The organism is Pseudomonas sp. AGC41, assembly GCF_057334555.1.
In genome coordinates this window covers 32,087-38,881 of sequence record NZ_JBHFJB010000163.1, presented here as the reverse complement: position 1 = coordinate 38,881, position 6,795 = coordinate 32,087, and the positions used below count along the sequence as shown (strand labels likewise).

Here is a 6,795-nt window from a genome sequence, read left to right as displayed (position 1 = left end):
GATCGTATTGCTCGGGGGCGGTGATTTCGTTCATGGCCACGTCTGGTTATGAAAATCAGGAATTGCAGAAAGACAAAGGGCACGACCTGTAAACAGGATCGTGCCCGATGTTACCGGCAAGCACCCAAGGGTGCCAGCCGACAGGTGTTGCTTAGGCTGCTACCACGACAACGCGTACGGTGGCTTCAACTTCGGCGTGCAGGTGCACGGCTACGTCGAATTCACCTACGTTGCGGATGGTGCCGTTCGGCAGACGAACTTCGCTTTTCGCAACTTCAACGCCGGAGGCGGTCAGTGCGTCAGCGATGTCGTGGGTACCGATCGAACCGAACAGCTTGCCTTCGTCGCCAGCGGTGGCAGTGATGGTCACTTCCAGCTCGGCCAGTTGGGCAGCACGGCTTTCAGCCGATGCCTTACGGTCTGCGGCGGCTTTTTCCAGCTCAGCGCGACGCTCTTCGAACGCAGCCAGGTTGGCAGCGGTCGCAGCGGTGGCTTTGCCGAAAGGCAGCAGGTAGTTACGGCCGTAACCGGCCTTAACGTTTACTTTGTCGCCCAGGTTGCCCAGGTTGGCGATTTTTTCCAGAAGGATCAGTTGCATGTGAAAATCCTCTAACTTTTAACCTTCACCGTTCGCGTTGTCGGCGTCTTTCGGCGCCATACGACCGCGAAAATCAATCAGGCTGTCGACGATGGCCAGGACCACCAGCAACGGATAGATCAGCTGCATGAACAGCAACAACGTGACGTACAACCCGACCAGCCAGAACCTGGCCAGTCGCTTTTGCGCCACCAGCCCGTGAATCAGGGCGAGGGCGGCAAACACCAGCGGTACACTGCACAACGGCGTGAGCATGGCCATCTGCGGACCGAAATTCGGCCCCAGGAGCATGCCCGCCAGCAGTAACATCGCCAGCCCGAGCGGAAAACGAATGGCGCGAAATTCGCGGCCAAAACCACCCGGGTTGTACAACAACGCTTGCCAGTAGCGCCCGATAATCAGGCTCAGCACACTGACGATTTGCAGCAAGGCCGCAATCAGGCCGGTCAGGACCGGTGCGATCAGGGACGCGAAACGCGCCTGCTCCTCTGCCGACATCTGTTGGTAGAGATCACCGAGGGCCTCGGGCAGGATTTTTATCAAAGCCTGCGACAGCATCTCGATCTGGGGTGCGAAAGCCACCCCGAGCACCACTGAAAACACCACTCCCATCGCTATGCTGACCAGCAGCACGCGGTTCCAGGATTCGCTGGCGCGCAACACCAACGCCAGCGCCGAAGACCCCAGCAGCACCATCAGTGCCCGCGGGTCAGCGGAATACAACCACCAGAGCAAGGCCGGCAGCAGTCCCAGAGCAAGAACGCCAAGGGCGTCCCTCAATCCGCGCCGCAGGAGTACGAGACTCACCGCGGCAGCACCCAACCAATACAACAACGGCAATGCCGCGCATCCAGCCACTACGAGAGTGGCCTGCATACGACCGCGCATGATGAACTCAGCTAAGGCGCGCATGCATTCAATCCTTTGCTACGTGTCGACTGCCCGGTCTCAGCGGCCGTGGCTGTCGGTGTAGGCCAGCAGGGCCAGGAAGCGGGCGCGCTTGATAGCGGTGGCCAGCTGACGCTGATAACGTGCTTTGGTACCGGTGATACGGCTTGGAACGATTTTGCCGGTCTCGGATACGTAGGCTTTCAGAGTGTTGAGATCTTTGTAATCGATCTCTTTCACGTCTTCAGCGGTGAAGCGGCAGAATTTACGACGACGGAAGAAACGTGCCATGTGATTGGCTCCTTAAAAGGTCCGTGGATTACTCGTCAGCGTTATCGCTGTTGTCGCTGTCGCTATCGCTGTCATCGCCATCGGCGCTGTCAGAGTGCTCAGGACGGTCGCGACGCTCACGGCGCTCACTGCGGTTTTCTTCAGCCTTGAGCATCTCGGATTGGCCGGTGACGGCTTCTTCGCGACGGATGACCAGGTTACGGATCACTGCATCGTTGTAGCGGAAGTTGTCTTCCAGCTCGGCCAGGGCCTTGCCGGTGCACTCAACGTTCAGCATCACGTAGTGAGCCTTGTGAACATTGTTGATTGCATAGGCCAGTTGACGACGGCCCCAATCTTCCAGACGGTGGATTTTGCCGCCGTCTTCTTCGATCAGCTTGGTGTAACGCTCAACCATGCCGCCGACTTGCTCGCTTTGATCCGGGTGGACCAAAAAGATGATTTCGTAATGACGCATGAATGCTCCTTACGGGTTGTAGCCTGCCGCTCAAAAGCGGTCAGACAAGGAGTGAATGACACTTATGGACTTGAGGACGCTAGACACATAAGTGCCTGCCATCACAGCAAGGGGCGCAATTGTAGAGAAGGGTCGAGGGCGGCGCAAGGCAATTGGTGATTATTTGAACAGCCCGCGCTTTTTCCCCTTGCACACAAAAACCAATGTGGGAGCGAGCCTGCTCGCGAAGGCGGTATCTCATTCAACATGGATGGTGAATGTCAGACCGCTTTCGCGAGCAGGCTCGCTCCCACATCAGGGGCTACCGCAAGATCAGGGCTTTTTGGCAGCAGCCTTGGCCCCACGCTGGCGCTGGGCCTCGAACAGGCACACGCCAGTGGCAACCGAGACGTTGAGACTGCTGACACTGCCGGCCATCGGCAGCTTGACCAGGTAGTCGCAGTGCTCGCGGGTCAGGCGGCGCATGCCCTTGCCTTCGGCGCCCATGATCAGGATGGTCGGGCCGGTCAGGTCCTGGTCATAGATGCTGACCTCGGCCTCGCCCGCCGTGCCGACGACCCACAAGCCGCGCTGCTGGAGTTTTTCCAGGGTGCGCGCCAGGTTGGTCACGGCCACCAGCGGAATCACTTCCGCTGCGCCGCAGGCGACTTTACGCACTACCGGGGTCAAGGTGGCCGACTTGTCCTTTGGCACGATCACCGCCAACGCCCCGGCGGCATCCGCCGAACGCAGGCAGGCGCCGAGGTTGTGCGGGTCGGTCACGCCGTCCAGCACCAGCAGCAAGGGTGCGCCTTCGGTGCGATCGAGCAATTCGTCGAGCATCGCCTCGCCCCAGACCTGGCTCGGGCTGACTTCGGCCACGACGCCCTGGTGCACGCCTTCGACCCAGGCGTCCATCTCGCGTCGCTCGGCCTGGCCGACCGCCACGCGATTCTCGCTCGCCAGTTCAATCAACGTCTGGACGCGCGGATCGCTGCGCCCCTCCGCCAACCAGATCTGCTTGACCCGCTTGGGGTGGTGACGCAGCAGCGCCTCCACGGCATGCACGCCGTAGATTTTTTCCAGCTGACTCATGACTTGCCCTTGGGTTTACGCGCCCCGCCACTTTTGGCTGGGGACGAGCCCGCTTTCGGCGGACCTTTACGGTGCTTGCTCGGCTTGCTGGTCGCCTTGTCCGGGGCCGACCTTCCGGTCTTTCCCCCAGACGCCGCTTTACCACCGTTCTTGGCTTCGGCCAGCAACGCCTGTTTCATTTCACGGCTTTTGCGCAGCTCGGCGTTTTTCGCCGCCGCATCGCTCGGGCGATAGGCCTCGACGGCCTTCTCCTTGGCCGAACCGCGGCGACCCGACTTGGCCGGGGCAGGCTCGGCGGTCTTGGCTGCTGGCGCAGCCGTTTCGGTGCCGCGCTTCTTGCGACCGATCGGCGCGCTGATGGTTTTTTCCGCCATCTCGAAGTCGATCTTGCGCTCGTCCAGATCGACGCGCATCACCCGCACTTCAACGGTATCGCCAAGACGGAAGCTGCGACCGGTGCGCTCGCCCGCCAGGCGGTGATGCACAGGATCGAAGTGGTAGTAGTCGCCCGGCAGCGCGGTGACATGCACCAGGCCTTCGACGTAGATATCGGTCAGCTCGACGAACAGGCCGAAACCGGTCACGGCGGTGATCACGCCCGGGAAAGACTCACCCACGCGATCCTTCATGTACTCGCACTTGAGCCAGTTCACCACGTCGCGGGTCGCTTCGTCGGCGCGCCGCTCGCTCATCGAGCATTGCTCGCCGAGCTGCTCCAGGGCCGCCTCGTCGTACGGGTAGATACGCGCCTTGGGGATGGTCATCGCACCGGCACGCTTGACGTGCGGGGTGTCCATCTTCGAGTGGATCACGCTGCGAATCGCCCGGTGCGTGAGCAGGTCGGGGTAGCGACGGATCGGCGAAGTGAAGTGGGTGTAGGCTTCGTAATTCAGGCCGAAGTGGCCCTGGTTGTCGGCGCTGTACACCGCCTGGCTCAGCGAACGCAGCATCACGGTCTGGATCAGGTGGAAATCCGGACGATCCTTGATGCTTGCCAGCAAGGCCTGGTAATCCTTCGGCGACGGACCTTCCTTGCCCTTGTGCAACGACAGGCCCAGCTCGCCCAGGAATGCCCGCAATTTTTCCAGACGCTCCGGCGGCGGACCGTCGTGGACGCGGTACAGCGCAGGAATTTCATGTTTTTTCAGGAATTCGGCAGTGGCCACGTTGGCCGCCAGCATGCATTCCTCGATCAGCTTGTGCGCGTCGTTGCGAATCGTCGGACGGATCTCGGCAATCTTGCGCTCGGTACCAAAGATGATCCGGGTTTCCTGGGTTTCGAAATCGATCGCGCCCCGCACGTGACGCGCCGCCAGCAACACCTTGTACAGCGCGTAGAGCTGCTTGAGGTGCGGCACCACGTCGGTGTATTCGCCGCGCAGCTTGCGCGATTCGGCGAGTTTCGGCGTTTCCAGCATCGCGCTGACCTTGTTGTAGGTCAGGCGCGCATGGGAATGGATCACCGCTTCATAGAAGCAATAGTTGGTCATCTCGCCGGATTTGGAGATATCCATCTCGCAAACCATGGCCAGGCGATCAACCTGAGGATTGAGCGAACACAGGCCGTTGGACAATTGCTCGGGGAGCATCGGCACGACGCGCTCGGGGAAATACACCGAGTTGCCGCGCACCTGGGCCTCGGCATCCAGTGCCGAGCCGAGCTTCACGTAGCTGGAGACGTCGGCAATTGCCACGTACAACTTCCAGCCACCGGAGAACAAGCGCAACTTGCCTGGCTTGGCTTCGCAGTAGACCGCGTCGTCGAAGTCCCGGGCGTCTTCGCCGTCAATGGTGACGAACGGCAGATGGCGCAGGTCGATGCGCTTCTCTTTGTCCTTCTCTTCGACTTCCGGCTTGAGCTTGGCAGCTTCCTTGAGCACCGCCTCAGGCCAGACATGGGGGATGTCATAGGTGCGCAGGGCAACGTCGATTTCCATGCCCGGGGCCATGTAATTGCCGACCACTTCCACCACGTCGCCTTGCGGCTGGAAGCGCGGGGTTGGCCAGTGGGTGATCTTCACCTCGACGAACTGACCGACCTGGGCGTTGGCGTTGCGGCCCGGCGTCACCAGCACTTCCTGCTGGATCTTCGGGTTGTCGGCGACGACAAAACCGATGCCGCCCTCTTCGAAATAACGACCGACAATGGTCTCGTGGGCACGGGACACCACTTCGACGATCACACCCTCACGACGCCCACGGCGATCCAGGCCGGAGACACGGGCCAGGGCGCGGTCGCCGTCGAACACCAGGCGCATCTGCGCCGGGCTCATGAACAGGTCGTCACTGCCATCATCCGGAATCAGGAAGCCGAAGCCGTCACGGTGCCCGGCAATGCGCCCCAGGATCAGATCGAGCTTGTCGACCGGCGCATAAGTGCCACGGCGGGTGTAGATCAGTTGAGCGTCACGCTCCATGGCGCGCAGACGGCGGCGCAGGGCTTCGAGCTGGTCCTCGGTGGTCAGACCGAATTCTTCGACCAGCTGCTCACGGCTAGCAGGCGAACCCCGATCGGCGAGATGCGCCAGGATCAGTTCGCGGCTAGGAATAGGGTTTTCATATTTTTCCGCTTCACGAGCGGCCTCGGGATCGAGGGACTGCCAATCGGCCATTAGAGAGTTTTCACCTTGTCTATATGCGGGTTAGTTTGGCATAGGCGTAATGAAACGGGAAATTTCAAGCGTCAGATGCCTTTTCTAAAGCCTTTTGACACGCCTTTGAAGCCTGTGATTGCGCCGCTCGTGAAATTTAGCTTTTTTTTTGCACCCAGGGGTTTACAGTTAAAAACACGCTCCGTATAGTGCGCGCCATCGACGACGTAGACACGTTGTCGATATTGCCCAGATGGTGAAATTGGTAGACACGCCAGCTTCAGGTGCTGGTGACCGCAAGGTCGTGGAAGTTCGAGTCTTCTTCTGGGCACCAATTTCAAGCAGCAGATAATATCTGCGAGCTTTTACAGAAACCCGCGAAAGCGGGTTTTTGCATTTTTGTCCCCGCCGTTTCGTTTTGGCAATTACTAAAACAAAAACAGGGGTTTACAGATCAAAACGCGCTCCGTATAGTGCGCGACATCAACAGCGGCAACGCTGAAGATACTGCCCAGATGGTGAAATTGGTAGACACGCCAGCTTCAGGTGCTGGTGACCGCAAGGTCGTGGAAGTTCGAGTCTTCTTCTGGGCACCAATTTCAAGCAGCAGATAATATCTGCGAGCTTTTACAGAAACCCGCGAAAGCGGGTTTTTGCATTTTTGTCCCCGCCGTTTCGTTTTGGCAATTACTAAAACAAAAACAGGGGTTTACAGATCAAAACGCGCTCCGTATAGTGCGCGACATCAACAGCGGCAACGCTGAAGATACTGCCCAGATGGTGAAATTGGTAGACACGCCAGCTTCAGGTGCTGGTGACCGCAAGGTCGTGGAAGTTCGAGTCTTCTTCTGGGCACCAATTCAAGCTTCAAGGTCAGATGCCTTGAACCTCACAGA

At 59.4% G+C, this 6,795-nt stretch carries 6 protein-coding genes and 3 tRNA genes; 3 read left to right on the top strand and 6 right to left on the bottom strand.

From position 1 onward, the window contains the following. Positions 1–151: 151 nt before the first annotated feature. The 6 genes from rplI to rnr all read right to left on the bottom strand — a co-directional run bounded on the left by rplI (position 152) and on the right by rnr (position 5,920). Positions 152–598, bottom strand: a complete 447-nt coding sequence (gene rplI, locus ACE04F_RS28410) for a 50S ribosomal protein L9 (protein WP_003186385.1) — start codon at positions 596–598, stop codon at positions 152–154. Positions 599–616: 18 nt separating this feature from the next. After that, the gene (locus ACE04F_RS28405; RefSeq protein ID WP_305497181.1) at positions 617–1,510 is read right to left on the bottom strand and encodes a YybS family protein; all 894 of its coding nucleotides are present in this window, start codon (positions 1,508–1,510) and stop codon (positions 617–619) included. Positions 1,511–1,546: 36 nt separating this feature from the next. After that, positions 1,547–1,777 carry a 30S ribosomal protein S18 gene (gene rpsR / locus ACE04F_RS28400; RefSeq protein WP_002551829.1) on the bottom strand — a complete coding sequence of 77 codons (231 nt, stop codon included), beginning with the start codon at positions 1,775–1,777 and terminating at the stop codon, positions 1,547–1,549. A 28-nt stretch (positions 1,778–1,805) separates the two neighbouring features. Further along, the gene (gene rpsF / locus ACE04F_RS28395; protein WP_003186395.1) at positions 1,806–2,234 is read right to left on the bottom strand and encodes a 30S ribosomal protein S6; all 429 of its coding nucleotides are present in this window, start codon (positions 2,232–2,234) and stop codon (positions 1,806–1,808) included. A 312-nt stretch (positions 2,235–2,546) separates the two neighbouring features. Beyond that, positions 2,547–3,308: a 23S rRNA (guanosine(2251)-2'-O)-methyltransferase RlmB gene (gene rlmB, locus ACE04F_RS28390; protein WP_486110957.1), complete on the bottom strand. Its 762-nt coding sequence runs from the start codon at positions 3,306–3,308 to the stop codon at positions 2,547–2,549. Continuing rightward, the gene (gene rnr / locus ACE04F_RS28385; protein ID WP_486110955.1) at positions 3,305–5,920 is read right to left on the bottom strand and encodes a ribonuclease R; all 2,616 of its coding nucleotides are present in this window, start codon (positions 5,918–5,920) and stop codon (positions 3,305–3,307) included. The genes rlmB and rnr overlap by 4 nt, the downstream gene beginning before the upstream one ends. 226 nt (positions 5,921–6,146) lie before the next feature. On the opposite strand from rnr, the gene ACE04F_RS28380 reads away from it, so the two are divergent. The 3 genes from ACE04F_RS28380 to ACE04F_RS28370 all read left to right on the top strand — a co-directional run bounded on the left by ACE04F_RS28380 (position 6,147) and on the right by ACE04F_RS28370 (position 6,757). Next, positions 6,147–6,233, top strand: a tRNA-Leu gene (locus ACE04F_RS28380). A gap of 175 nt (positions 6,234–6,408) precedes the next feature. Continuing rightward, positions 6,409–6,495 (top strand) — tRNA-Leu (locus ACE04F_RS28375). A 175-nt stretch (positions 6,496–6,670) separates the two neighbouring features. Beyond that, a tRNA-Leu gene (locus ACE04F_RS28370) sits at positions 6,671–6,757 on the top strand. Positions 6,758–6,795 lie beyond the last annotated feature (38 nt).